Source organism: Corynebacterium lehmanniae (assembly GCF_043161975.1).
Lineage (GTDB): Bacteria > Actinomycetota > Actinomycetes > Mycobacteriales > Mycobacteriaceae > Corynebacterium > Corynebacterium lehmanniae.
Genome location: NZ_CP170998.1, coordinates 2005022 through 2027770, shown reverse-complemented (window position 1 = coordinate 2027770; position 22749 = coordinate 2005022). Strand labels below are relative to the sequence as shown.

General features: G+C 66.0%; 22 protein-coding genes. 8 read left to right on the top strand and 14 right to left on the bottom strand.

Features of this window, described 5'->3' with window-relative positions; genetic code table 11:
* The first annotated feature begins 3 nt into the window (after positions 1 to 3).
* Positions 4 to 291: an RNA-binding S4 domain-containing protein gene (locus ACF3NP_RS09800; RefSeq protein WP_202032108.1), complete on the top strand. Its 288-nt coding sequence runs from the start codon at positions 4 to 6 to the stop codon at positions 289 to 291.
* Positions 291 to 974 (top strand): VOC family protein, encoded by a 684-nt coding sequence (locus ACF3NP_RS09795; protein ID WP_181889493.1) that lies wholly within the window; start codon positions 291 to 293, stop codon positions 972 to 974. Before ACF3NP_RS09800 ends, ACF3NP_RS09795 begins: the two co-directional genes overlap by 1 nt.
* Here ACF3NP_RS09795 and ACF3NP_RS09790 read toward each other — a convergent pair.
* The 7 genes from ACF3NP_RS09790 to ACF3NP_RS09760 are packed head-to-tail and all read right to left on the bottom strand — an operon-like array spanning position 971 to position 10726.
* Positions 971 to 1618: a hypothetical protein gene (locus ACF3NP_RS09790; RefSeq protein WP_181889494.1), complete on the bottom strand. Its 648-nt coding sequence runs from the start codon at positions 1616 to 1618 to the stop codon at positions 971 to 973. The genes ACF3NP_RS09795 and ACF3NP_RS09790 overlap by 4 nt on opposite strands.
* Positions 1612 to 3492 (bottom strand): M13 family metallopeptidase, encoded by a 1881-nt coding sequence (locus ACF3NP_RS09785; protein ID WP_392398653.1) that lies wholly within the window; start codon positions 3490 to 3492, stop codon positions 1612 to 1614. The genes ACF3NP_RS09790 and ACF3NP_RS09785 overlap by 7 nt, the downstream gene beginning before the upstream one ends.
* Positions 3485 to 4345, bottom strand: coding sequence for a cutinase family protein (locus ACF3NP_RS09780; RefSeq protein ID WP_392398652.1), 861 nt, complete (start codon positions 4343 to 4345; stop codon positions 3485 to 3487). Before ACF3NP_RS09780 ends, ACF3NP_RS09785 begins: the two co-directional genes overlap by 8 nt.
* Positions 4346 to 4349: 4 nt before the next feature.
* The gene (locus tag ACF3NP_RS09775) at positions 4350 to 7547 is read right to left on the bottom strand and encodes an arabinosyltransferase domain-containing protein (RefSeq protein ID WP_392398651.1); all 3198 of its coding nucleotides are present in this window, start codon (positions 7545 to 7547) and stop codon (positions 4350 to 4352) included.
* A 10-nt stretch (positions 7548 to 7557) separates the two neighbouring features.
* Entirely contained in the window at positions 7558 to 9387 is a 1830-nt protein-coding gene (locus tag ACF3NP_RS09770) for an arabinofuranosyltransferase (RefSeq protein WP_392398650.1), read from the bottom strand.
* A gap of 20 nt (positions 9388 to 9407) precedes the next feature.
* Positions 9408 to 10052 carry a response regulator transcription factor gene (locus tag ACF3NP_RS09765; protein ID WP_392398649.1) on the bottom strand — a complete coding sequence of 215 codons (645 nt, stop codon included), beginning with the start codon at positions 10050 to 10052 and terminating at the stop codon, positions 9408 to 9410.
* Positions 10049 to 10726, bottom strand: coding sequence for a sensor histidine kinase (locus tag ACF3NP_RS09760; RefSeq protein ID WP_392398648.1), 678 nt, complete (start codon positions 10724 to 10726; stop codon positions 10049 to 10051). The genes ACF3NP_RS09765 and ACF3NP_RS09760 overlap by 4 nt, the downstream gene beginning before the upstream one ends.
* Before the next feature lie 92 nt (positions 10727 to 10818).
* On the opposite strand from ACF3NP_RS09760, the gene ACF3NP_RS09755 reads away from it, so the two are divergent.
* Together ACF3NP_RS09755 and ACF3NP_RS09750 are read left to right on the top strand one after the other, a co-directional pair.
* Positions 10819 to 11484 (top strand): ABC transporter ATP-binding protein, encoded by a 666-nt coding sequence (locus ACF3NP_RS09755; protein WP_311389141.1) that lies wholly within the window; start codon positions 10819 to 10821, stop codon positions 11482 to 11484.
* Positions 11481 to 12872: an FtsX-like permease family protein gene (locus tag ACF3NP_RS09750; RefSeq protein ID WP_181889502.1), complete on the top strand. Its 1392-nt coding sequence runs from the start codon at positions 11481 to 11483 to the stop codon at positions 12870 to 12872. Before ACF3NP_RS09755 ends, ACF3NP_RS09750 begins: the two co-directional genes overlap by 4 nt.
* 117 nt (positions 12873 to 12989) lie before the next feature.
* Here the strand turns inward: ACF3NP_RS09750 and ACF3NP_RS09745 are convergent, their stop codons facing one another.
* The 3 genes from ACF3NP_RS09745 to ACF3NP_RS09735 are packed head-to-tail and all read right to left on the bottom strand — an operon-like array spanning position 12990 to position 15420.
* The gene (locus ACF3NP_RS09745; protein WP_181889503.1) at positions 12990 to 13754 is read right to left on the bottom strand and encodes a decaprenylphospho-beta-D-erythro-pentofuranosid-2-ulose 2-reductase; all 765 of its coding nucleotides are present in this window, start codon (positions 13752 to 13754) and stop codon (positions 12990 to 12992) included.
* 12 nt (positions 13755 to 13766) lie between these two features.
* Complete coding sequence (locus ACF3NP_RS09740; protein WP_181889504.1) at positions 13767 to 15164, bottom strand: FAD-binding oxidoreductase; 1398 nt, start codon at positions 15162 to 15164, stop codon at positions 13767 to 13769.
* A 19-nt stretch (positions 15165 to 15183) separates the two neighbouring features.
* Complete coding sequence (locus tag ACF3NP_RS09735; RefSeq protein ID WP_181889505.1) at positions 15184 to 15420, bottom strand: hypothetical protein; 237 nt, start codon at positions 15418 to 15420, stop codon at positions 15184 to 15186.
* Between the two features lie 25 nt (positions 15421 to 15445).
* Here ACF3NP_RS09735 and ACF3NP_RS09730 point away from each other — a divergent pair, with 25 nt between their 5' ends.
* On the top strand, positions 15446 to 16228 hold the full coding sequence (locus ACF3NP_RS09730) for a hypothetical protein (RefSeq protein ID WP_181889506.1): 783 nt from the start codon (positions 15446 to 15448) through the stop codon (positions 16226 to 16228).
* An 11-nt stretch (positions 16229 to 16239) separates the two neighbouring features.
* Entirely contained in the window at positions 16240 to 16668 is a 429-nt protein-coding gene (locus ACF3NP_RS09725; protein WP_338026637.1) for a GtrA family protein, read from the top strand.
* Here ACF3NP_RS09725 and glfT1 read toward each other — a convergent pair.
* Positions 16655 to 17557, bottom strand: a complete 903-nt coding sequence (gene glfT1, locus ACF3NP_RS09720; protein ID WP_181889507.1) for a galactofuranosyltransferase GlfT1 — start codon at positions 17555 to 17557, stop codon at positions 16655 to 16657. The two genes, ACF3NP_RS09725 and glfT1, sit on opposite strands and share 14 nt — an antisense overlap.
* Positions 17558 to 17611: 54 nt before the next feature.
* Between glfT1 and ACF3NP_RS09715 the strand changes: the two genes are divergently transcribed.
* On the top strand, positions 17612 to 18586 hold the full coding sequence (locus ACF3NP_RS09715; protein WP_181889508.1) for an endonuclease domain-containing protein: 975 nt from the start codon (positions 17612 to 17614) through the stop codon (positions 18584 to 18586).
* 178 nt (positions 18587 to 18764) lie between these two features.
* Here ACF3NP_RS09715 and wzt read toward each other — a convergent pair whose 3' ends face one another.
* Entirely contained in the window at positions 18765 to 19571 is an 807-nt protein-coding gene (gene wzt, locus ACF3NP_RS09710) for a galactan export ABC transporter ATP-binding subunit Wzt/RfbE (protein ID WP_181889509.1), read from the bottom strand.
* Between the two features lie 17 nt (positions 19572 to 19588).
* Positions 19589 to 20437 carry a galactan export ABC transporter permease subunit Wzm/RfbD gene (gene wzm, locus ACF3NP_RS09705; protein ID WP_181889677.1) on the bottom strand — a complete coding sequence of 283 codons (849 nt, stop codon included), beginning with the start codon at positions 20435 to 20437 and terminating at the stop codon, positions 19589 to 19591.
* Positions 20438 to 20581: 144 nt separating this feature from the next.
* Between wzm and ACF3NP_RS09700 the strand changes: the two genes are divergently transcribed.
* Positions 20582 to 21793, top strand: coding sequence for an aminotransferase class V-fold PLP-dependent enzyme (locus tag ACF3NP_RS09700; protein WP_181889510.1), 1212 nt, complete (start codon positions 20582 to 20584; stop codon positions 21791 to 21793).
* Here ACF3NP_RS09700 and ACF3NP_RS09695 read toward each other — a convergent pair.
* A complete protein-coding gene (locus ACF3NP_RS09695; protein WP_181889511.1) occupies positions 21790 to 22725 on the bottom strand; it encodes an NAD(P)H-quinone oxidoreductase in 936 nt (311 codons plus the stop codon). The two genes, ACF3NP_RS09700 and ACF3NP_RS09695, sit on opposite strands and share 4 nt — an antisense overlap.
* Between the last annotated feature and the right edge of the window lie 24 nt (positions 22726 to 22749).

Sequence of the window (22749 nt, the reverse complement as noted above, 5' to 3'; positions counted from 1 at the left end):
GCTATGCATATCGACGTGCCCATTTCCGGCGACACGATCAAACTCGGACAATTTCTCAAACTGGCCAACCTCGCCGAATCCGGCGGCCACGCCAAGGAGGCCATCAGCTCCGGCGAGGTCACCGTCAACAACGCGGTGGTCACCTCGCGGGGGCACTCGCTTATCGACGGCGATACCGTCGGCCTTGGCGCAGATTCAGCCACGGTAGTAGTCGACGGCGACGACGGCGACTACTTCGACGAACGCACCGCCAACGACGACTTCGACCCCGAGAAGTGGAGGAACCTGTAATGCCCGCATTCGAAGGCAGGGAAGGCATGCCGTTCTGGCAGGACCTGGTCACCCAGAACCAGCTCAAGTCCACCCACTTCTACTCCCAGCTTCTGGGCTGGGAGATCGTGGACGGCACTGCCCGCAAGGAGGGCCTGCCGGTGGCCGGCATCGTGCCGGCACAGATGGACATGTGGGTGACGTCGTTCATCGGCAGCCCGGAGAACGTGGAGAAGCTGGGCGGCAAGGTGCTCAGCTCGGACGAGACCGTGACCCTGTGCCAGGACCCGGCCGGCGGCCTGTTCGGGCTGAAGGACCCGGAGGAGCGCTTCCTCGCCGCAGGTGAGCCGGGTGTTCCGGTGTGGTACGAGTACTCGGCTCCGAGCATGGACGCCATCGACTTCTACGGAGAGCTCTTCGACTGGGAGATCCGCGAGGAAGACGGCTACTTCATCGCCGTGGAGGACGGCGCGCCGTTCTTGGGCATGTTCGTCGGCGAGCACGCCCAGTGGTTCAGCTACTTCGGCGTGCGCGACGTGGACGCGGCCTGCACACAGGTGGAAAACCTCGGCGGCGGGGTGGAGTTCGGCCCCGAAAATGGCACCGCGGGCGTGCACGACGCCAACGGCGCCCAGTTCTTCCTCGCCGAGGTGGACGAACCCACCTTCGACGAGGTCGACGAAGCCGATTCCGTGCTGGGCTAGAGGGCGTCGGCGGCGTCTGTGACCCGGCGGCGGATCTCCGCCGGCGTGGAGATGAACCCGTCGGCGTGGTACTCGGTGCCCTCGAGGCCAGAGCCTGCCCTGACCTGGATCAACCCGTCCACTGAGGGCTGAGTGGTGGGGAAGGTGACGATGTAGCGGTCTGCCTGCGGCAACTCTGCATCCCCGAGCGCCCACACCACCTCGGCGCCGGTTTCTTTCACTGCCTGAGCAGCATCTGCCACTGAGTCCACGTCCAAGATCGTGGTGCCGGACAGCTCCGCGGCGGCGGCGACGTCCGGGCGCCAGAGCATGTCTTTGGCGTTTGCGGGGCCGTCCCAAAGCGAGACTGCCCACCTGCCGTTCGGCTCCGACGGACGGAACACGACGCCCAGCTCGTGGGGCTCCACCGTGACTCCATCGGCCCACTTTGTCGCTGGCAGGGCGTGGTCGACGGCAGTGCCGAGCATGAGCATCGCCGCGTGGGTGATGCGGTCCGGCAGCAGCGCCAGGTAATTCGGCCCGTCCTCGTAGGTGGCGTGCATGTAGGACGCCAGCTGCTCCAGCTGCAGCTCCGGCGGCATGTCGCGTTTGATGCCGCCGACGTTGAAGTCCGGGTCGCCCTGCTCGTTGATGTGCTCTACCAAATCGTCACCCTGTCCTCGGGGTCGATCCACATCGTGGAGCCCTGCTCCACCTCGAACGCCTCGTAGAACTCGGCGATGTTCGCGGCGATGACGTTGCAGCGGAACTCGTTCGGCGCGTGTGGGTCAATGGCCAAGAGTTGCGCGGCCATCTCCGGGCGTGCCTTGGAGCGCCACACCCGCGCCCACGCCAGAAACAGTCGCTGGAAACCGGTGTACTCAGAGTTTAGGTCGCCGAACTTCTGGGGTTTTTCGTCGTCGATGCCGTTATCCTCCAGGTACTTCTTGTACGCCACCACGGCGATGCCCAGGCCGCCGAGGTCGCCGATGTTCTCGCCGAGGGTGAACTCGCCGTTGACGCCCTTCGTCTTCGTGCCCTCCAGCACGGACGGCACCAGGCCGTTGAACTGGCCGACCAGCTTGGCGGTCAGCTGCTCAAAGTTGGCGCGGTCCTCGTCGGTCCACCAGGAGTTGAGGTTGCCCAGCCCGTCGTAACGCGAGCCCTGGTCGTCGAAGCCGTGGCCGATCTCGTGGCCGATCACCGCGCCGATCGCGCCGAAGTTCTCCGCGGCGTCAGCGTCCGGGTCGAAGAACGGCGGCTGCAGGATCGCGGCGGGGAAGGTGATGTCGTTGACCACCGGGTTGTAAAACGCGTTCACCGTCTGCGGGGAAGACACCCATTCCTGCCGGTCGGAGGCCTTGCCGATCTTGGACAGCTGGTAGTCGTGCTCGAACGCGGCGCCGCGGCGGACATTCTCCACCAGATCCTCGCCGAACTCCAGGCCCGCGTAGTTGCGCCACTTCTCCGGGTAGCCGATCTTGGCGTTGAACTGCGCGAGCTTCTCCAGCGCGCGCTGCTTCGTCGGCTCGCTCATCCACTCCAGATGTTGGATGCGGGAGCGGTAGGCGGCGATCAGGTACTCCACCAGCTCCAGCATCTGCTCCTTGGAGGAGGGCGGGAAATGCTTCTCGACGTAGCTCCGCCCAATATCCTCGCCAACCAGGCTCTCCGCGAGTCCCACACCACGCTTCCAGCGGTCGCGCTGCTCGGTGGCGCCGGAGAGATGCTTTCCATAAAACTCGAAGTTGGCCTTGCCGATCTCCTCGGAGAGCACGCCGGCGCGGGAGCGCAGGATGTTCCACGCGGCCCACAGCTGCCAGTCCGCGAGTGTTTCCCGGCGCAGCATGCCGTCCAGGTCCTCAGTAAACGACGGCATCATGTTGACAACTTTGCCGGAAAGACCGGAGGCGTCGAGAAGCGCGCGCACCAAAGGCGGCATCTCTGCAAGGTCGGTGGGGTTGTACGTGGCCACCGCGTCGCGCGCCTTGACCACGTCCCAGTGGCTGGCGGCCAGCTGGGTTTCCAGGTTGACGATGCGCTCGGCGGCGATCTCAGGTGTCAGGCCCTGCAGGTACTTCGGCTCGAGGAAGCCGAGCATCTTCTCCACGTGCTTCTTGTAGGCGGCGAGGGTCTCCGCGTGGTCCTCGTCGCGGTAGTAGGCCTCGTCCGGCAGCCCCAGGCCGGCCTGGAAAACGTAGGCGACGGACTCCTCGCCCTGCGAGTCCTTCTCCACCCAGTAGCTCACCGGCCCGCCGACGCCGACGCGCTCCAGCTCGCCCAGGCCCCGCACGAACTCGTCTACGTCCGCGACCTCGATCTTGGCCAGGTCAGGGTCGAGAGAGCTGATGTCGCCGGGGTTGTCCATGAAGGACTTGAACAAGTCGCCGCCCAAACCGACGCCGTCCTCAAGAATGGCGCGGACGTCTTCTTCCGACTTATCGCGCAGGACGTAGAACGCGCCGTCAATGCCGCGGTCAGCGGGGATTTCGTGGGATTTCGCCCACGTGCCGTTTACAAGCTCAAAGAGGTCATTCATGCCCCAACTCTACCGCCGGAACGGGAATTTGGATGGGGGCTTGGGACTGCTCGATGATCCAGTTGGAGGCCTCGCGCTGCTGCGCCAGGGTGTAGCCGCCGTGGGAGCCGATGTCGGAGAAAATTCCCAGGGACTTCAGGCCCATGGCGCGGAACAGCACGTTGAACTCGGCGAGCGGCACGCGGCCGGCCGCCAGGTTGGTGCGCATGGCGGGGGCGACCAGGCCGCGGTGGGATTCCTGCATGGAGCACACCAGGTCGTCGACGCGGCAGATCTCCAGCACGCGCGGGCCGAGCACGCCGTAGCCGCCCGGCAGCGAGCCCAGCGAGCCGCGCGAGTGCGGGGACGTACCGGCGGAGAGCACCGCGCCGTTGCCGCCCTGGTGCGGGTTGGCAAACAGCGCCACGCCGGAGACGCGCTCCGGCTCGATCGGGCCGCGGCCGTTGGCGATGTCGCTGGTGATGGTGGCAGCGATGTCCGCGCCGAGGGAGTAGCCGGTGAAGCTGAACTTCGCGTCCGGGCAGGCGCGCGCAAGCTTATTGACGGTGGCGCGTGCTCGCTTGAGCCCGCCCGCCTTGGACTTCTCGTACTCCGAGGTGGCAAACGGGGTGGACCGGTAGGACACCCACAGCGGGTGGATCTCCCCGCCGGTGCCCAGGCGGGTGAGCACGCCGGTCATGAACACGTTGCCGCCGTGCGGCACGTAGTCCGGGATGCCCTCTGCCGTGTTGGCGCCGCCTGGCACCGCGACCAGGTAGTGGGCTGCGCAGCTCTGCTGTGCCTGGGCCTGCACAGGGGCGGCGACCAGGGAAAACAGCAGGGCAGCGGCAGCGGCAATTTTGGGCAGTTTCATGGCGTTATTCCTCCGGGTCGCGCACCTTCATCGGACCAGGAGTGTACAGGCCCCACCTAGTGTTCTCAGCGATGTCCACCTGCGCCAGCGCCGGCGCCTCGCCTGCGGAGTTGGTGCGGCGCTCGTACTTGGCCACGGAGCCCCAGTCGCGCTGCCAGTCGCCCTTGAGGTAGCCCGGCACCTCGTAGGAGGTGTTCACGGCCTCCACCGGGGCGAGCGAGCCACCGCCGAGGAAGTCCATGAAGCCGGACAGCTTCGCCTTGCCCGGGGCATCCGGCATGATGCGGTACTCCGGGATCTCGTCCACGCCAGCGTGGTGGTAGAAGGGGCGCTGGCAGGGGTATTGGAACGCCACGGTCCAGTCCAACAACCCCGGGGTTTCGGAGTCGAACATGGTGTTCAGCTCCACCAGCTTCGGGTTGCGCAGCGGGGTCACCGCCACCCAGTCCTTCTCCGCCAGGGAGGTGTCCTTGGCCACCAGGCGCACCACGTCGGCCTCCTCGGGCAGGTCAGCGATGGGGTAGCGCAGGTTGCGCCACTGCGGGGTCGGGCCCTGGTCCAGCATCTCCACCGCGCCGAGCTTCTGCACGCCGCCAGAAGTCTTGCGGCCGTACTGCAGCTCCAGCTCGCTGCCCTCCTGCTCGATGCCGTTGATGTCGTGGTGCTTGATGCGGCCGGCCACGGACGCCACCAGCAGCGGACGCTCCTCGGAAACCTCAGGCAGGTCGAACCAGGAGGTTTCCAGCTCGGCGGACTGCGTCGGCTCGTCCTCGAAGGTGCCCAGCACCGGCACACGGGTGTAGTCCAGGCCGAACGGCAGGCGCACCGTCGAGCCGTTCACGCCGCGCATGGAGCGCGGGCGGTTGCCCTGCGTGTTCACGCGGGAGGTGGACTGCGCCTCGTCGGAGCCCGGGTCCACGTCGGCGGTGTCGTCGGACTGCACCTGCTGGTTGCTCGAGTCCGACGTGTCGGCGTTTTCGCTGGCGATGAAGGCGGGCACTCCGTCGGGGTGGAAGCCGTAGTTGTCGCCCGAATCTAGGGAGCGGCCGAGCGGGACGCCGTCGATAGGCGAAAGGAATGCGTCGTTGGTGTCCTCCTCCAGCAGCACGTCCGCGCCCTGGGCGCAGCGCTCGCCCGCGAAGGTGCGCACGTTGCCCATGCCCACGGAGTAGTCCGGCGCCTGGGAGATGAAGGACTTCACAAACGTCAGGCAGGACAGCGCCACAATCAGCGCTGCCGCCACGGCGATCGGGGCGGACATGACGCCGGCCCAGCGGGAGGCGTCGACAGGCTTCGGCGGGCGCATGGACTGCACCACGCCCACCACAAACACCACGAGTGCGATGGCCAGGACGACGGTGTTGAACTCCACGGCCTTCAGCTGCGGGGTGCGGTCCCACCACGGCACCGCGTAGGAAGACACGTACCACCAGCCGTTCCAGCCCGCCAGCGTCAGGGCCAGCAGGAACAGCACCGCGGCCGTGGCAAACGAGCGGTTGCGCTTGGACTGCAGCGCGATCCGCGAGAGCACCACCGAGCCGTAGGCCGCGATCGCCGCGCCAAGGCCGGCGTAGATGCCGAAGTGGTGCGTCCACTTCGTCGGCGTGAACATGAGGAAGAAGGTGGAAAAACCGATGATCAGCATCATGCGCTGCGCGGTCTTGGTCCTTTCGCCGCCGCGGGCGAACCACCACAGGGTCAGGCCGATGCACATCAGCAGCACGAACATGGGGAAGCGGCGCGCCAGCGAACCGTCCACCGTCTGCTCGAACAGCACGGAGTAGCGGCTCCACTCCTCGAACCAGTGCATCGCGGGGCCCACCTCGGAGCGCACCGCGGTCGCCTCCAGCACAGTCGCCAGCGTCTGGTCCTTGAACACCGGCACCATCACAGCCATGCCGGCGCCCATGAACGGCGCGATCGAAGCGAGCTTTGCCTCTCGACGCCCAATGGTCCCCAACACCCAGGGCAAAGAAATCAGGAACACGCCCACAGCGGCGAGGCCGGTCGGGCCGCACGCCAGGGTCAGCGCCGCCACGACGGTGCCCCACGCGGCGGGGACCAAGCGGTCGGTCTCCATGGCGCGCTCGAACAGCGCCCAGGTGGCCATCAGGCCGAACGCGATGATCGGCTCCGGGCGGGTGCCGTTGTTGTACGGCAGCCAGAACGTCAAAAACACCAGCGCCGCGGTCCAGTGGGCGACGCGCCTGTTTGCAATCTCGGGGCCGAGCTTCGGCAGGATCTCGCGCGAGAGCAGCCACCACGTGCCCAGCCCCGCAAACAGCGCCGGCAGGCGCATCCACATCGACGCCGTGGTGACCTGCGACATCAACGCCAGCAGGTCGTAGAACGGGGAGCCGAACGGGGCCTCCGGCACGCCGTACCAGCGGTAGTAGTTGGCCATGTAGTCCGTGTTGGCGGCCACGCGCGCCATGGTGAGCAGGAAGCCGTCGTCGGACGTGTTGGCGCCGAAGACGTGCCAGAAGCCGAGGACGGCGGCCACCAGGCCGTCGAGAGGCTTCAGCCCCTGGCGGCGCAGGCGCGGGGCGGGTTTATCTAGCTTCCGCAGCGCGGCCAGGGAGATCAGGGCGCTGATCAGGCCGAGCACCATCGCCAGCGTCTTGATCAGCGTCGGCTTCGAGGTGAATCGCGAGTTGATGTCGACGTGGGCGGACAGGCCTGCGTCGATAAGCTTTTGCTCATCCTTGAGCTCGGTGTAGATGCCGGTGAGCTGCGGGCGGTAATCCTCCTCGTCGTCCTCCTCGGCGTAATCGGTGCCCGGGATCTCCACGGTGGTTAAGTCGTGCGCGAGGTGGGCCTCGAGCTTCGCATCGTCGGGCAGCTTTGCCACCTGCGCCGGGGTGAGCTGCAGCAGCACCTCGTTCAGGGAGCTGACCACCAGGCCGCCGTCGGGGGAGGTGACAAAGAAGCCGCGGTCGCTGGCCTTCGGGGAGCCCTCAGGCAGCGTGCCAAGGAGCAACGACTGGTCCTCGCGGAGCTCGTCGATAGCCGAAAGCGGCACGGTGACATCGAGCTGCTGCGGCGCGAGCGAAATCAGCGGCGCGTTGACGGACGCCACCGAGCCGTTCTGCGGCCACGACACGGAGGATTCCGTCTGCTTGACCGGCAGGAACGGCACGAGCAGCAGCAGGACAAACGCGATCAAACCCGCGACAGTCGCGGTGGTCTGGACTCTTTTCACAGCGGACACCTTACTTCCTCACCGCCACAGCGAACGGGCCGAACTGCTCGAGGTCCCAGTCCTTCTCGAATGCGTCCGGGTTGAAGAACAGGCCCTCGTAGCGCACGTTCGGCTGGCTCGGGTAAATGTCGTGCGCAATGTGGGTTTTCAGCCCGTCCTTGCCGTTGTCGCGGAACACGAACGCGACCGGCGGCTCCCACTGCGAGTTATCCACGGCCTCGGTGAACTTCTCCGGGTCCTCGTAGGAGAGCTCCGCCCACTGCTTCAGCTCGTCGTTGCGGTGCTCGAACTCGCCCAGCGGGTTGGCGTAGTGGCTGGTGTAGGCGTTGAACGCGTAGAAGGGCTGGAAAGCCATGAAGTTGATCTCGTCGGTGTAGATCACCGCGTCGTTCTTCATGTGGCCGTGATCCTCGATGAAGTCGGCCATCTCCTGGTAGTAGCGGCCCGCGTCCGGCGGGAAGCGGTCCGCGCGCTCGCCGTTGCCGTCGGTGTCGGCGTAGGCCTGGTCGATGTAGTCCTCGTTTTCCACCGGGATGTTCTGCACCATCTGCAGCGCGCCCACCGCCAGGACCGCGGCGACGGCGGTGGTGTACTTGTTCAGCCCGAACTCGGCGATCGCGATCACGCCGAGGGTGGCAAACAGCGCCACAATCAGCACCTCGAGGCGGAAGCCCAAAAGGGAGGTGCCCAGTAGCGTGACCGCCATCGAGGCCAGGGCCCACAGGTAGCACACGCCTATCGACGCACCAAGGGCCGCCAACTCCGGCTCCTTGATCCTGTAAATCAGGTAGATCAAGCCGATCATGGACAACAGCCCGATCAGCGAGAACGACAGGAACGGTAGCGGGAAGTACGTGCCCTCGATGGGCAGGAAGTGGTTCGCGGTGGACTCCAGCGGTTCGTCGCCGGTGATCACGCGCCAGACGTACGGCCCCCAGGAAATCGCGGCGATGGCCATTGACCCCAGGCCGGTGACCAGCAGGTGCACCAGCGGTTGGACCGAGCGCTTGGTGAAGGTGTGGATGACGGCCAGAACAACCATGGTCAGCGCCGCAATCGCGGTGAACAGGGTGTAGAAGCTGGCGGAAATGCCCAGGTAGACGGCCAGCGCGATGGTGGACGCCCACGAGCCGTTGACCGCCCGGTACGACATCACGGCCGCCGCTGGCACGAACATGGCCACTACTGCCGCATACGGCTCCTCCGGCACCTCCGTGAGCACAACCGCGGTGGTCACGGTGGCAATGGCGAGCGCGGTGGGCAGCGAGCCGGTGAGCCGGCGCCACACCGGGGTGAGCATCGCCGCTGCCGCCGCCAGCGTGGCGATCGCGAACGGCTGGTACACCTCCCAGCCCGGCATGCCCAGCACGTTGGCGGTGCGCCCGCCCAACCAGAACCAGCCCATGGGGTAGAAGGTGGGCAGGCCCTTGTACGCCATGTCGGCGTGGCCGAGGTTCTCCGTCATGCGCGACAGGAACTGGGTGCGGAAGCCCTGGTCCACCTGGATGCCGTCCAGGTAGAGCCGGGTCGCGCCCAGCGGGATGCCGATGGAGGACACCACCAGCCCCGCCGGCACCAACGTCATCGCGGCCGCGGAAATCCAGGGCTTCTTGCCCTTGGTCCACAGCACGGCCAAAACGACGCCGACGCCGATGCAGACGAAGGAGGCGGCGGTGGCCAAAGACCTGGTCACCATCGACGTGTTGAACGCCGGCAGCGAGATCTTGTGCAGCACGAACCAGGCGGCTAGGGCGATCACGCCGCCGGCGAGCCCGGCCGCGACAGTCCGGGCAGCGGTTTGCCCAACCGACTGCTCGTCGGGGTGGTAAGCGGTAGTCATACGTAACAGTTTCGCATACGCTACCCAACTCCACGTTCTGCCAGGTACATCAGGATCGCGCGTACTCGACGGTTGTCCTCGTCGGGGGTGAGCCCCAGTTTGGAGAAGATGCTGGAGACGTGCTTCGCCACCGCAGCGCCGGAGAGGTAGAGCTGCTCGGAGATCTGCGCGTTGGACAGGCCCTCCGCCATGTGTTCGAGTACTTCCATCTCGCGCGGCGTGAGCGTGGTTAGCCAGCGCGAGCTCGCGGCCATGAGCGCGCTGGCCACGTCCGGGTCGATGACCACCCCGCCGGACGCCACGGTTTCGCACGCCTGGATGAAGTCTTTCACCTCGGCGACACGATCCTTGAGCAGGTAACCGGTGCCGCCGTCGCCGCCGGAGAACAGTTCCCGCGCGTAGGCGGGCGCGACGTACTGCGACAACACCAGCACGTTGACCGGGCCCCGGTGGCGCAGCTCCAGTGCTGCTTGCAGGCCGTCGTCGCGCATGTTCGGCGGCATGCGCACGTCCGTGATCACCAGGTCGGGCGCATGCGTATCGACGACCCCCTGCACCCGATCCGCACTATCCACCTGCGCCACAACCTCGTGGCCGCGCCGGGTGAGTAGGCCGGCGACGCCTTCCCGCAGCAGTGCGGAGTCGTCCGCGATAACAATTCTCATGGCGCAATCCCACTTTCTCCCCGGAACAACAGCAACGGAATACGGGCGGTGACGGTGGTTGGCCCGCCGTCGGGCGAGTGGAGTTCCAGCTCGCCGCCGAACGCCGCGACTCGTTCCTGCATCCCGTCGAGCCCACCGCCGGGGGTGATGCGCGCGTTGCCGCCGCCCTGGTCGGTCACGGAGATGTTCAGGGTGTGGTCACAGGTCACGAGCACGCTGACAGGTTCTTGGGGTGCGTGCTTCGCGGCGTTGGTGAGTGCTTCGGCGGTGAAGAAGTAGGCGGCGGCGGTGACGGAGCCGTCGATACGCGGCAGCTCGTGCGGCGCGCGGACCGTGACGTGCGGGCCGTACTGCGCGGCGGCCGTCTCGATCGCGGCGATGAGCCCGTGGTCCGATAGCTCGCGAGGGTGGATGCCGCGCACGGTTCTCCTGAGTGCGTCGAGGCCGTTGTGGAGGTCGCGGGCGGCGTCGTCGAGAAGCGGCGAATCGACATCCAGCCTGGCCTCGCCCAGCTTCATCGCCGCGGCCACGAAATGCTGCTGCGCGCCGTCGTGCAGGTCGCGCTCGATGCGCAGGCGTTCCACCTCGTAGGCCTCCGCAATCTTGCGCCGCGATGCGGTGAGCTGGTGAATTTTTGCCGCTGCCCGCTGTTCGTGGTTTATTCTTCGCCGCATGTCCGAAAGCGTAGCGGGGTAGAGCTAGCACTACCCATATTCGGGAGTCAGGACCATAGTGCTTAGCCGCGACCACCTGTGAAATAGAAACCATGCTTGAACTCAGAGACATCACAAAGTCATTCCCCCAGCAGCGGGTCCTCGAAGGCATCAGCCTTTCGGTGAGCAACGGCGAATCCGTGGCCATCATGGGGCCCTCGGGCTCTGGTAAATCGACGCTGCTGCACTGCATGTCCGGCGTGCTCGTACCCGACCAGGGCGAGGTGCTTTTCGACGGCCACGATGTGGCCGCAATGAGCGACGCCGAACGCTCGCGCCTGCGCCTGGAGCACTTCGGCTTCATCTTCCAAGACGGCCAGTTGCTGCCAGAGCTGACCGCCACCGAAAACGTCGCCCTGCCGCAGATCATGCGCGGAGTGCCGCGGTCGCAAGCACACGACGAAGCCATTGACATGCTCACTCGCCTAGGCCTGGGTGCCTATGTGGACCGGTACCCGGGGCAGCTCTCCGGCGGGCAGGGACAGCGCGTAGCCATCGCGCGTGCCTTGGCCGGGCCGCCGTCTGTGGTCTTCGCTGACGAGCCGACGGCGGCGTTGGACCAGGCCACCGGCCACGAAGTTATGCAGCAAATCGTGGCCGTGTGCCAGAAATTCGGAGTGGCACTCGTGGTGGTCACGCACGACCCGAAGATCGCCGACTGGTGCAGCCGCCGCGTTGAAATCCGCGACGGCCTGATCCACTCGGAGGTGGCGCTATGAGTTCGGTGACGTTGATGCGGTCGGCGGTGTCGCAGACAAGCGAAGGGCGCTCGCAGCGGCAGATCGGCGAGCGCTGGGTTCGTGCGCTGTCGCTGGTTGCGGTGACGGTGGCGAGCTGGATGATGTGCACCCTTATGGGCGGCACCTGGATGTTCGTGGCGCGCGACAGACACCCGCACGAGGCGCTCGTGGAAGTCTCGAAAGACCTGGGCGGGCCGATCTCCATCACGTATATCTTCCTCGCGCTATTCGCGTGCGTGCTGCTCGTGCCGAGCCTGTTGGGTCTGCTCACCCAGGCCGCGCGCGCGAACCTGGGCGGGCGCGAGGAGCACCTGGCGGTGCTTCGCCTCATCGGCGCGACCGCCGGCGAGGTACGCGGGATGATGATCCTGGAATCGCTGCGCCAGGCGCTTGTCGGGTTGGTGCTGGGCTCGGTGCTGTACATAGTTACGTGCCCGGCGTGGAGTTTGCTGACGTTCCAGGAAAAGCGCGTCGACACCTGGGAAATGCTCACCTGGTGGGTCATCCCCATCGCCTGGATCGTCGTGCTGGTGTTGGCTGCGTGCTCAGTGTGGCTTGCTTTGCGACGAGTCTCCGTCACCCCACTCGGCGTCACCAAGAAAATCCCACCAAAGGGACAGAACATGATCACGCTGGTGCTCTCACTGGTTGGTGCGGTGGTGCTGTACCGCTACCTAAGCTCGCTGAGCATCGCTCCGCAGGCAGACGCGTTGGAGTTCGTGGTGGTGCTGGTCGTAGCCGGCGGCATTCTCAACGTCAACGCACTGATCGCCGTCGGCGTGATCCAACTCCTCGCACGCCTGAGCTACCGGGTCCCCGGGGCCGCAAACTACGTTGCCACGCGTCGGGTCGGCCGAGGCGCGAGAACCACCTGGAAGCGAGTGACCGCCCTGTACTTCGTGGCGTTCATTGGCGGTATTGGCGCCTGGATCTCCGCAGTACCGGAAGTCGAGGAAGAGCCCGTCCTGAAGATGATCACGGGTGATACTCCCCCCGGTGTGGCTATCACCGCCGTCTTCGCGGCGGTCTTGCTGGTGTCATCCACCCTGCTCACTCAGGCACTGGCCGTGGTGGAGCAGAAGCAACTGACCAAATCGCTCTACTTCATTGGCGCGCCGGCCGCGTTCCACACCAAGGTGGCCGTGCGCGAGGTTGGGGTTCCAATGCTGGTGGTGGCCCTGCTGGGATTCGGCATGGGCAGCCTGATGGGCACCATCATGGTCATGATCCACGTCAACGTGCTGGACAAGGTGGCCCTGTTCGGCGGGCTTGTTGCGGTCGCGCTGGTTGGCTGTGTCCTGGCGGTGGTGGGGACCGGTCGGCTTCGCGAGCAGGTGCTGCTCGGCATGGGCCGCGCCAAGGACTAGGTGGTCCTGATACTTTCAGACAGAAAAGTCAGGGTCCTGGGGATATAGGGCCGGTCTGACAAATTCAGCCGCGATCCGTCAGCGGGGACGGGTCGCGGCTGAATTATGCGCGCAGTACTAGAAGTTCAGCTTGCTCATGATCGGCGCCGGGATGGCCTTCAGCACCAGAGAGATCGGGCCGAAGAGCTTGTGCACAAACACGGAGGGTTTGCCGGCCAGGGCGGCGTCGACGGCGGCCTCGGCGACGTCTTCCTTGTTCACGGTGAGCGGGGCCTCGTCGAGGCCGTCGGTCATCTTGGTGCGCACCTGGCCGGGGCGAACCACGGTGACGGTCACGCCGTCGTCCTTCAGGGCCTCGCCGAGCTGCAGGTAGAACCCGTCGATGCCCGCCTTGGAGGCGCCGTAGACGAAGTTGGAGCGGCGCACGCGCTGGCCCGCCACGGAGGACAGGGCGATGATCGTGCCGTGGCCCTGGCGCTTCATGTGCTGGCCCAGCAGGACGCCGACGGACATCGGGGCGGTGAAGTTGGTCTGCGCGGACGCGACTGCCGCCGCCTGGTCCTGCCAGAGCTGCTCCTGGTCACCGAGGGTGCCAAAGGCGACCACGGCAACGTCGACGTCGCCGTCTGCAAACGCGGCGTCGATGACGGCCGGGTGGGAGGCGAAATCGAGCGCGTCGAAGTCCACGAGACGCACGTGGCCTGCGCCGGCGCGCTGGACGGCCGAGATCGCGCCGTCGATACGCGGGGAGTCCTTGCGCGCACACAGGGTGACGGTGGGGTTGCCGCCGCGGGAGGCGAGCTCGGCGACGATGGCGAGGCCGATCTCGCTGGTGCCGCCGAGGAGCAGGATGTGCTGGGCTTGGCCTACTGCATTCAACATGGTCGGTTCTCCTTAGTTCAGCTCAAGTCGGCGGGACATGTCGGACGCGAACACGCCGGTCGGGTCGATCTCGCGGCGGGTCTTCAGCCAGCCGGCCATCCCCGGGTACATGGCGTGGAACTTCTCGGCGGAGGTGCGGGACTCTTTGGCCAGGTAGAGGCGGCCGCCGAACTGCATGACCTGGTCGTCCAGGCGGTCCAGGAACTCGTTCAGGCCCGGGCGGATGGGGAAGTCCACGCACACGTTCCAGCCCTTCATCGGGTAAGACAGCGGCGCCTGGTTACCCTCGCCGAACAGCTTGAACACGTTCAGGGCGGTGTAGTGGCCGGAAGACTGGATGTCGTAGATGATGTCCTTGAACGGCTCCACGGCGTCGGTGGGTACGACGAACTGGTACTGCAGGAAGCCGGCCTTGCCGTAGCCACGGTTCCACTCGCCGATGAGATCCAGCGGCTGGTAGAACTGCGTGAGGTTTTTCACGTCGTTGCGGGAAGGCGAACCCATCAGGTAGTACGCCTCGCCGATGGCCATCAGCGACAGCTTGTTCATGGTCCAGGACGGGAAGATGTCCGGCACCGTCATCAGCTGCGGGGCCTTGAACTTCAGCGGGTCCTTGGCCAGCTTCGGCGCGTACTCCTTGAGCTGGTCCAGGGTGGCCAAGGAACCGCGGGAGATGGTGGAGCGGCCGGTCTTCGGCGGCGCGGAGATCGCGTCGAACCAGGCCGACGAGTAGGTGTAGTTCACCTCGGAGCCGTCGGAGTGGGCCGCGATCGTCTCGTCGAGCGTGTCGGTGCGGTCGGTGTCCGCGATGAAGTAGGCGGTTTCCGTGAACGTCATCTGGATGCGGGCGCGCAGGATGATGCCGGTCAGGCCCATGCCGCCGACGGTGGCCCAGAACAGCTCGGCTGTCTCGCCGGTCGGCTCCAGGTGCAGCACGCGGCCGTCCGCGACGAGAAGCTCCATGGAGAGCACGTGGTCGCCGAAGGAGCCTGCGGAGTGGTGGTTCTTGCCGTGGATGTCCGGGCCGATGGCGCCGCCGATGGTCACCTGGCGGGTGCCGGGCAGCACCGGGACCCACAGGCCGTAGGGCAGCGCGGCCTTCATCAGCTGGTCGAGGGTGACGCCGGCGTCCACGTCGACGATGCCGGTGTCCGGGTCGATGGAGTGGATGCGGTTCAGCGGGGTCATGTCGACGACGAGGCCGCCGCCGTTTTGGGCCGGGTCGCCGTAGGAACGGCCCATGCCGCGGGCGATGATGCCGCGGCGCCTGTGTTCTGGAAGCTCGGAGTTTTCGTCTGCCACCTGCTTGACAGCCTGAGCGATGGTGTCAACGTCGGCGGTGGAGAGGACCTGCGCGGTTGAGGGGGCGGTGCGGCCCCATCCGTAAAGGGATTGGGTTGTCAGTTCCATGCCCTCAACCATAGTCATACTAAAGGTCCATAATCGCGCGAATCTCCGCGGGCAGCTCCTCCTGACTGGAAATCACAGGTTTGCCGGCTGCCTTGTGCTCGCGCAGGATCTCGTAGATCCGGGTGCGGCCTTTGGAGTCCACGAAGGGCAGTTCCTCTGCCATGAGGCGGACCATGAAGTCGGACAACGGGGCGTCGATACGCTGTGCTGCCTCGTGGATCGCGTTGGGGTCGTCACCTTTGTAATGCTTCCTCATGGAAAGAAAGCCTATATTGGGCGCCATGTCCAGCACCCTCTACCGCTCAGACCACCTCGCGCCGGTGATCCGCCTCACCGAGCGCCGGGCTGGTGCGACGCTGCTTGTGCGCGTCGGCCTGGTGTCGGATGAGGTTGTGTACCGGTGGGTGGGCATCGACGAGGACGCGACCATCGCGGATTGCTGCGAGATCGTGGGGGAGGTCTTCGGCGTCGAGGATGTGGGTGCGGATGCGCCGCAGGGGCGTTTGCTTTGCGACGTCCTAAAGTCCCCCGGCGATTCCACCCACTTTTCCCACGGCTTGTGGTCCTTTGAAATGCAGTTGGCCAACGTGTACCCGCGCGACGAGTCCACGCCGCCGTCCGTGTGCGTGGCGGGCTCCGGTTCGTTCGGGTCCCATTCCTTCGACATCGGCGCAGTCAACGCCCGGCTGATGGGGGAGGTCGAAGTGCCGGGGCTGCGCGCCGAGGTGCGCGAGTTCATGGCGCGGGCGCGCGGCCACGACTTCGCCCCGCTGCTGCAGGCCCTGGATGTCGGTGCGGGGGAGCGGATCGAGGCGCTGCCGGTGGAGACCGGGCGCGTGGAGAGGGACGCCTTTTGGTCCCTGGTGTTCGCCCTGACCTGCTGCGCGGGTGCGGAGACCGCGCACATCGCCGAGAGTATCTTCGCCTCGCTCGGGCATGAGGAGTTGGGTATCGGGGAGATCCGGGGGCTGTGCGCGGAATCGCTGGCTTCGCTGGATGAAATTGGCGGCGAAAGGACCCCGGCGGAGATGTTGGATATCTACCGCCAGCTCATGCGCGGGTAGGGTATTCGCCCGTGGCTTCAAGTTCTACCCTGAAACAGCAGCTCGTGCCCTTCCTCTTGGTCGGCGTCGGCTGCGCCGTCCTCGACTTCGGCATCACCTACACCCTGGACGTGCCGTTGGGGTGGCAGCGCGACGTTGCCAAGGCCGTCGGCTGGGTCTTCGGCACGCTCGCCGCGTACGTGCTCAACTCCAAGTTCTCCTTCCAATCCAAGATCAACGCGAAGAAGGCCGGGGCAGTCTTCGTGCTCTACGCCGTGACGTTCGCGGTGCAGATGGTGCTGTGGCGCGTGACGGACTCGCCGCTGACGTCGCTGGGCCTGGTCAACCCGTGGAAGAACGTCGTGTCCTTTGTCATCGCCCAGGGCGTGGCCACCGTAGTCAACTTTGAGCTGCAGCGGCACCTGATCTTCCGCGAAGCCAAGAAAACTATGGCCGCCTAAAGTCCTCTTTGGCTCCCCGCCGAAGTAGCTTCAGCCACTCGATGAACGCCTTCGGGTCCTTCTTCTCCAGCAGGAAGAACCAGCCGAAGCGCACCACCTCCTGCAGCTGCATCTTCTTCATGCCGCGCTGGTTAATGATGTAGCCGCGGTTCCGGTACGTGAAATACCGCTTGGTGGGGTTGTCCGGGAACTGGGCGTGGGCGCGGCCGCCCATGATCGGGTGGAACTCGCCCGAGCCGTCCGGGTGCAGGTAGAACGTGGTCAGCGCCGTGCCGTAGGGAAGTCCGGATTGTGCCAGACGACGGTGGTACTCCACCTCGTCGCCCCGGATAAACAGACGGTAATCCGGCACGCCGATGCGCTCCATCGCCTTTGCCGAGATCAGCGCGCCGTTGAACAGGCTGGCGTACTGGGGCAGGAAGTCGCCTTCGAGCTCATCGACGCGGCGGTGCCAGGTCGTTCCCTGGCGTAGCGGGAACGCCAGCTTCTCAGGGTCGTCGATGTTCGCCACCACCGGGGAGACCTCCGCCAACTGGTGCTTTTCTGCGACCCGATACAGCTCTTTGAGCACGTGCTCATCCTTGGGGCGGCCGTCGTCGTCCGCGCACCAGATGGCGTCCGCGCCCAGGGCCAGGGCGTGCAGGAATCCGTAGGCGAACCCGCCCGCGCCGCCCAGGTTGGTTTTGGATGGGAGGTAGACGGCGCGGTCGGCCGCGAGGTCGTCGAGAAGCATTTGCACCTCGTGTTGCGCCCCGTTGTCCACCACAATCACCCAATCCACCGGATGCGTCTGGTTAACCACCTGCTTCAACGAGTGTTTCAGCAGGTCAACGCGGCGGTGGGTGACAATCACGGCGGCGGTCGTGCCGTTCGGATTCAACGCAGTCATGCTTTTTATTGTGCCCGAGGGATCCAAACGCGCATTCTTCACGTCTAAGTAGGCATGGCGAATTTGTATGACGGGATGAATGTCGGTCCAGAGAACAGCCTGCTCCCCGCCGGGAACCTGCCCCAGGGGATGCAAACGGTGCAGGTGAGCGTGCGATTCCACATGCTCGCGCGGGAACAGAGATCCTACGAGCTAGCCCGGGCGGACTCGCGAAGCCACCCGCGGGGAGTGATCTACCAAGTCCCCGCCGCGTACCGTGCCGCCGCCTTCGGGATAGAGAACCCCTCCAACGTGGTCCTCGCCCATGGCGCGCTTGCGCTGTACGGGCTCAAGTACCGAGTCGAGGGCAAAGACACCGTGCTCATGGACCCATCGGCGGAACGCAACTCACACGGCAACATCTACAAGCCGTCGATCGTGCGCCGCGGATGCAAGCCTGAGCACGTTTGGCAGGTCCGGCACTACGGGCATGCGTTTCAGGTTGCTAGCCCGGCGGCGGCGACGGCGCAGGTGCTGAGGGAGATCCGGAGGACGTCGCAAAGCAATGGCGCCACCTTCGCCGGCCACAGCATGGACCTTGTGGAAGCGGTCACGCTCATCGACTGCGTGCGGCGCCACCTGGGCATTGACCCGGTGGACATCCTGCAAGCGAGCTCAGGGACGGTGTGCCAGCGGTGGCTCACCCGCGCGCTTGCGAAGTCGAGCAAGCTGGCGGACTCGCCGAAAGAGACCGAAATGCGCCTGCTCGCCCAGATGGTGTGCGACAAGTTTGGGTTGCGGCTGGAGGAGCAGGTCGTTGTCCGGGACGGCGGCAAGATCGTGACCACGTTTGACCTGGCCATTCCGGAGCTCGGGATCGGGATCATGTACGACGGTGCCCACCACGGCGAGGCGAAGCAGTGGCACAAAGACACGGAGATCAACACCGACCTCACCATTTGTGGGTGGCGGGTGCTGCGCTTCACCTCGGCGTCGTTGCACAAGTTTGTGGAGAAGCTCGTGGCGCTGATCCACAAGCTCCAGTCCTGACAGATTACGGCAGCCATATGTGCCGACCTGGGGGTTTGAGACCAGCCTGACAGATTCGGCCACGATGTGCCGGGAGGGGAGGGGTGCTCCTGACAGATTACGGTGGCCGTTTGGGGCGACCTGGGGGTTTGAGACCTGCCTGACAGATTCGGCCACGATGTGTCGGGAGAGAGGGGGGCTAGGGCTTTTCGACGTCAGCGTCGCCGTGGAAGCGCTCGACCAGCTCCGCGACGTACTCGCCGGTCTCGGGGCCCTCGTAGGCGCCCACGACGTCGGCGACCAGGCCGGCCTCTCTAATTTCGCCCTTGTCCACCCACAGGGCGGTGTTGCAGAGCTGTGCCAAGAAGTCGTTGGAGTGGGAGGCGAAGACCAGGATGCCGGAGCGCTCCACCATCTCGGCGAGCCTCACGCGGGCTTTGGCCATGAAGGCGGCGTCGACGGCGCCGATGCCCTCGTCGAGCAGCAGGATCTCCGGCTCGATGGAGGTGACCACGCCGAGTGCCAACCTGACTCGCATGCCGGTGGAGTAGGTGCGAAGGGGCATGCTGAGGTAGTCGCCGAGCTCGGAAAACTCGGCGATCTCGTCCATCTTCGCCTTCATCTGTTTGCGGGTCTGGCCCAAGAACAGGCCGCGGATGATGATGTTTTCGTAGCCGGAGATCTCCGGGTCCATGCCCACACCCAGGTCGAATACGGGGGCGACGCGGCCGCGGACGTCGGCGACGCCGCGGGTCGGCTCGTAAATGCCCGAGAGCAGGCGCAGCAGGGTGGACTTGCCGGCGCCGTTGTGGCCGACCAGGCCGACGCGGTCGCCTTCCCGCAGGTGCAGGTTGATGTCGCGCAGCGCCTCCACGACCACGGTGTTGGAGGCGTTCTGGCCGATCTTGCCGCCGGCGGACGACATCACGGCCTTCTTCAGGGAGCGGGACTTGGCGTCGAAGATGGGGAAGTCGACGCAGGCGTTGTAGGTGTCGATGGAAACCATGTGAAACTCCTAAACTCCTAAACCCAGTACGGCACGCGGAAGCGCCAGCGCTTCATGGCAAGCAGGGTGATCAGGACGCCGGCGACGGTGCAGGCAAGGACGATGCCCCAGTGGTAGGCGGCCAACGGTTCGTCGATAAGCGGGGCCCTCACGATCTCAAGGTAGTGGTAGAGGGGGTTGACCTCGGCGAGCATGGCGCGCTGGGCGACCTCGCCGCTCTGGTCCTTGAGGGTGCGGGTGGTCCAGACGATCGGGGTGACGTAGAACAGCAGCTGCACCAGCGCTTCCAGCAGCGGGGCGACGTCGCGGAAGCGGGTGGCAACCATGCCGAAGAACATGGCCACCCACACGCCGTTGACCACGAGCAGGGCCAGGCCGGGGATGAACAGCAGGGTGTGCAGGGTCAGCGGGATGCGGAAAATCAGCACCAAAAGCAGCCAGATCACCATGTTGTGGGCCAAAAACAGCAGCTGGCGCCACACCAGGCGGTACACGTGCACCGACAGAGCAGATGGGAGCTGTTTGATCAGGCCTTCGTTTTCGATGAAGACGTTCGCGCCGTCCTTGATGCAGCCGGAGATGAAGCCCCAGACGATGAAGCCGACGGTGACGTGCGGGAGGAACTCCGCGACATCGATTTGGAACAGCATGGAGTACAGCAGGCCCAGCGCCAGCGACATCACGCCGGTGGCGATGGTGATCCACAGCGGGCCGAGGGTGGACCTCCGGTACCGCTGTTTGATGTCCTGCCATCCCAGTTGCAGCCAGAGCTCGTGTTGGCCCCAGCCGCGGATGAGGTCGTCGAACGCGCGCCGGAAGGTCTTGGACTTCGACGGCGGCGTGTCTTCGCCCGGAGGGCTGGTCATGCGGGCGACGTCTTGGCGCAGCTGATCTTCGTTGTGCACGCAGATCACCCTAGTGCACTGTATTTGCGCACCCGAGCTGGCGGTGTGCGCCGTGTCGGACGGGCGTGCATAATTGGGGCATTCTTGCCTGAAGGGAGGTCGGCCGTGGCGTATGACGTGTGGGGAGTGCGTGGACTCTACACATCGCTCGGTAGCGGCTGGACGTACCTGAACGCCCACACGCAGCCGCAGGTGCCGGAGAAGGTGGCGACGGCGGTCTCGCGAAGCTTCCGCAGCGCGGCGCTGGTGCCGCCGCCGGAGCCGGTGCTGGGATCGCACTCGAAGGAGGCGCTGGGCCAGCCGGAGGGCGTGCAGTACCCGGAGATGGCGCGGGTGGCCATCGCGGACCTGACCGGTGTGGCGGCGGACCAGGTGGTGCTGGGCCCGAGCGTGCCTGCGCTGTACTCGGCGCTGGTCAACGCGATGAAGCCGATGCTGCGCCGTAATTCTTCTATCGTGCTCAACCCGCTGGACCGGCCGCATTTGACCAAGCGGCTGCAGCGCGCCGGGCTGGATGAGGTCTGGGCGCAGGCGGATCTGGCCACCGGCGATCTGCCGGCGTGGCAGTACAGCGAGATCGCGGACGGCTCCACCCGCCTGGTGTCCGTGCCGGCGGCGCACCGGGAGCTGGGCAACGTGGTGCGGGTGGCCGACATCGCGGAGGCTGTGCGCGCGAAGTCGAGGGCGTGGGTGCTTGTGGACACCACCGCGTACGCCCCCTACCGGCCCGTAGACCTGGAGGCCTGGGGCGCGGACGTGGCCGCGGTGGACATCGCCCAGCTGGGCGGGCCGGACATCGCCGCGCTGATCTTCCGCGATTCCGCCATGTTCAAGCGCCTGGACATGGAGGCGCTGGACCTGGAGGTTTCCCAGGGGCTGGCGGGTGCGGTGCCGGCGGTGGTGGACCACTACGCCTCCCTGGTCGAGGGCTTTACCGGCCGCGCTACCCGCCGCAACCGCCTGAAGTACTCCCTGGACGCGACCACCGCCTACCTCAACGGCCTGCGGGATGACCTGCACACGTTCTTGGGCACCCTGCCCGCCGTGCACATCGTCGGCGTCAGCGGCGAGGCGGCCGAGGACGCGCGCGTGGAGCGCATCCCGCGCCTGGCGTTCGGCGTGACCGGCGTGCCGTCCGAAACCGTGCTGCGCCGCCTGTTGGCCAACGGCATCGTGGCCACCCAGACGTGCGCCACACCGCTTCTCGACGACATGGGCGTCGCCGACATGGGCGGCGCCGTGACCATCGCCATGTCGCCGTTCAACACCCAGAACGACATCGAGCAGCTGGTGCGCACCGTGGCGTCGCTGGCTTAAACCACCAAAAGGATCTTCCCGGTGTTGTCGCCGGAATCCAGGTGCTCGTGGGCCTTCTTGGCGTCTGCGAGCGGGAAGCGCGCGGAGATGTTCGGGGCGATCTTGCCGGACTCGATCAGCGGCCACACATTTTCCACCGTGGAGGCGACAATCGCCGCCTTCATCGGCCGGGGGCGTGCGCGCAGGGTGGTGGCGGTGACGGACAGGCGCCGCGGCATCATCCGGCCCAGCGACAGGGTGCCCTTCGGCCCGCCCTGCACCGCGATGACGATGAGGTGCCCGTCCGTGTTCAGCGTCTTGATGTTCTGCTCCAGGTACGGCCCGCCAACCACGTCCAGGATCGCGTCCGCCCACCCGGGCAGCTCCTCAGCGAAGTTCTGCTCCTTGTAGTTGATCAGGATGTCCGCGCCGAGCTCGCGGCAGTACTCGAGCTTCTCCTGGCTTCCGGCGGTCACCGCCACCTCGCAGCCGAGCGCCTTGCACATCTGGATGGCGAAGGAGCCGATGCCGCCCGCGCCGCCGTGGATGAGCACTTTGTCGCCCTCAGAGATCCCGGCGATCATGCCCAGGTTCGACCACACCGTGCACGCCACCTCGACCACGCCCGCGGTCTCCTCCACGGTCAGGCCCGACGGGATCGGCGTGAGCTGGCCTTCCGGCACCGCCACGTACTCCGCGTAGCCGCCGCCGGCGAGCAGGCAGCCGACCTCATCGCCCTCCTTGCGGCCAGTCGTGCCCGGATCCACGATCACCCCCGCGCACTCCAGCCCCATAATCTCGGACTCGCCCTTCGGCGGCGGGTACTTCCCGGCGGCCTGCATCAGGTCGCCTCGGTTCACGCCGGCGGCCACAACCTTGACCAGGACTTCGCCGTCTTGCGGGGTGGGCCTTTGGGCGTCGTAAAGCATGAGCTCATCATTGATTGCTTTCATGCGGCAAGGCTACGTTAGACTGCT

Bases quoted from the DNA above. Each gene is read 5' to 3' on its own strand.
- ACF3NP_RS09800 (WP_202032108.1), top strand. From the start codon at position 4: ATGCATATCGACGTGCCCATTTCCGGCGACACGATCAAACTCGGACAA.
- ACF3NP_RS09795 (WP_181889493.1), top strand. From the start codon at position 291: ATGCCCGCATTCGAAGGCAGGGAAGGCATGCCGTTCTGGCAGGACCTG.
- ACF3NP_RS09785 (WP_392398653.1), bottom strand. From the start codon at position 3,492: ATGAATGACCTCTTTGAGCTTGTAAACGGCACGTGGGCGAAATCCCAC.
- ACF3NP_RS09780 (WP_392398652.1), bottom strand. From the start codon at position 4,345: ATGAAACTGCCCAAAATTGCCGCTGCCGCTGCCCTGCTGTTTTCCCTG.
- ACF3NP_RS09770 (WP_392398650.1), bottom strand. From the start codon at position 9,387: ATGACTACCGCTTACCACCCCGACGAGCAGTCGGTTGGGCAAACCGCT.
- ACF3NP_RS09765 (WP_392398649.1), bottom strand. From the start codon at position 10,052: ATGAGAATTGTTATCGCGGACGACTCCGCACTGCTGCGGGAAGGCGTC.
- ACF3NP_RS09760 (WP_392398648.1), bottom strand. From the start codon at position 10,726: ATGCGGCGAAGAATAAACCACGAACAGCGGGCAGCGGCAAAAATTCAC.
- ACF3NP_RS09755 (WP_311389141.1), top strand. From the start codon at position 10,819: ATGCTTGAACTCAGAGACATCACAAAGTCATTCCCCCAGCAGCGGGTC.
- ACF3NP_RS09750 (WP_181889502.1), top strand. From the start codon at position 11,481: ATGAGTTCGGTGACGTTGATGCGGTCGGCGGTGTCGCAGACAAGCGAA.
- ACF3NP_RS09745 (WP_181889503.1), bottom strand. From the start codon at position 13,754: ATGTTGAATGCAGTAGGCCAAGCCCAGCACATCCTGCTCCTCGGCGGC.
- ACF3NP_RS09740 (WP_181889504.1), bottom strand. From the start codon at position 15,164: ATGGAACTGACAACCCAATCCCTTTACGGATGGGGCCGCACCGCCCCC.
- ACF3NP_RS09735 (WP_181889505.1), bottom strand. From the start codon at position 15,420: ATGAGGAAGCATTACAAAGGTGACGACCCCAACGCGATCCACGAGGCA.
- ACF3NP_RS09730 (WP_181889506.1), top strand. From the start codon at position 15,446: ATGTCCAGCACCCTCTACCGCTCAGACCACCTCGCGCCGGTGATCCGC.
- glfT1 (WP_181889507.1), bottom strand. From the start codon at position 17,557: ATGACTGCGTTGAATCCGAACGGCACGACCGCCGCCGTGATTGTCACC.
- ACF3NP_RS09715 (WP_181889508.1), top strand. From the start codon at position 17,612: ATGGCGAATTTGTATGACGGGATGAATGTCGGTCCAGAGAACAGCCTG.
- wzt (WP_181889509.1), bottom strand. From the start codon at position 19,571: ATGGTTTCCATCGACACCTACAACGCCTGCGTCGACTTCCCCATCTTC.
- wzm (WP_181889677.1), bottom strand. From the start codon at position 20,437: ATGACCAGCCCTCCGGGCGAAGACACGCCGCCGTCGAAGTCCAAGACC.
- ACF3NP_RS09695 (WP_181889511.1), bottom strand. From the start codon at position 22,725: ATGAAAGCAATCAATGATGAGCTCATGCTTTACGACGCCCAAAGGCCC.